Source organism: Aliterella sp. E5.1 (assembly GCF_057473825.1).
This window is the reverse complement of the sequence record NZ_JBYCCV010000433.1, coordinates 1-1,241: the sequence shown is the minus strand read 5'-3', so window position 1 is coordinate 1,241 and position 1,241 is coordinate 1. Positions and strand designations below refer to the sequence as shown.

Sequence of the window (1,241 nt, the reverse complement as noted above, 5' to 3'; positions counted from 1 at the left end):
AACAATTTCCCATGAGGCGACCCTGCAAGACCTGGTTAACCTATGCCTAAAAACTGGATATTCTCGCATCCCGGTTCAGGAGGAGTCTAAGGACGAGATTGTGGGCGTAATTCATCTCAAACGCGCCTTGCAGGAGCTTAAAGCCCAGGGGAATCAACCTGTGACTGTTGCCATCGACCCCCCTGTTTATATCCCAGAAACAAAACGAGTGGCAGACTTACTCAAAGAAATGCTGCAGCAGCGATTGCATCTGGCGATCGTGGTTGATGAGTATGGCGGCACAGTTGGACTTGTGACCCTGGAAGACATTTTAGAAGAGCTAGTGGGGGAAATCTATGATGAGAGTGATGTTCCAGTAAGGTTATCGGTCCGTTCTGGCTTAGGCAGAGGAGGGCTTCCCCGGAATCCCTCCGGTTCAAGCAAAACTTAAGCGCTTGGTTTGATGGCGGGGGAATAGACAAAGTCAGCTCCGGTTTGACATCGAAATCAAAGGCTTTGAAGCCCCATCATTGAGTCGTTTGTTCAAATTCTGAGATTGTGAATAAACCGCTCGTTATGCTACCATCAGAAGCCGTGGGCAAGAAGGGTCGGTGCCCGAGTGGTTAATGGGGGCGGACTGTAAATCCGCTGGCTATGCCTACGCTGGTTCAAATCCAGCCCGGCCCACCACAGTCAATTAGATGCCCGTGTGGCTCAGTGGTAGAGCACACCCTTGGTAAGGGTGAGGTCGCGAGTTCAATCCTCGCCACGGGCTTTATAAAGAAAGCAAATCAATGTCTTACGGGATATAGGTTATAGCGGCTGGCAATTTAAGTTGCTGGGTGTTCTTTATTATCATTAGTGCATAATACTCTGTAATAATTGGGCGTTCTTGGATCTTTTGTGGCTAAAAGTGGTACGCGAAGTGGTACGGATTCTGCTGACGATGGCTAGATGATATTAGGTGTAACCGCTCTTTATAATTAAGATCTACCGGATCAACAGATTTTGTAGAGAATCGCTGAATGCTTATGAAGCGCAAAACAACTCAGAAAATCAACAAATCTACCAAGACCGGCCATTCCGTCAAAGGCAAAGGCTCTACTGGGAAGAAGATCAATTTGCTCCGCGTTGTTCAGGAGCCAACCGGCGGCTGGGCTGTAAGGAAAGGGAATCAACCTCGGAGTACCGAGACCTTTTCCTCTAAAAAAAAGGCTTATAATGCCGCTCGTGTCATGTGGGCGCAGGCTATCCAACGTCAG

At 48.4% G+C, this 1,241-nt stretch carries 2 protein-coding genes and 2 tRNA genes; all 4 read left to right on the top strand.

The genetic code is table 11. From position 1 onward, the window contains the following. Nucleotides 1-430, top strand: a 430-nt coding sequence (locus tag AC2VE5_RS27975) for a CBS domain-containing protein (RefSeq protein WP_486890768.1), incomplete at its 5' end; no start/stop codon positions are given. 154 nt (nucleotides 431-584) lie between these two features. Beyond that, nucleotides 585-669: transfer RNA gene (locus tag AC2VE5_RS27970), tRNA-Tyr, on the top strand. A 13-nt stretch (nucleotides 670-682) separates the two neighbouring features. Continuing rightward, nucleotides 683-754: transfer RNA gene (locus tag AC2VE5_RS27965), tRNA-Thr, on the top strand. 256 nt (nucleotides 755-1,010) lie between these two features. Next, the coding region (locus AC2VE5_RS27960; protein WP_486890767.1) for a DUF2188 domain-containing protein at nucleotides 1,011-1,241 on the top strand (231 nt) is incomplete at its 3' end.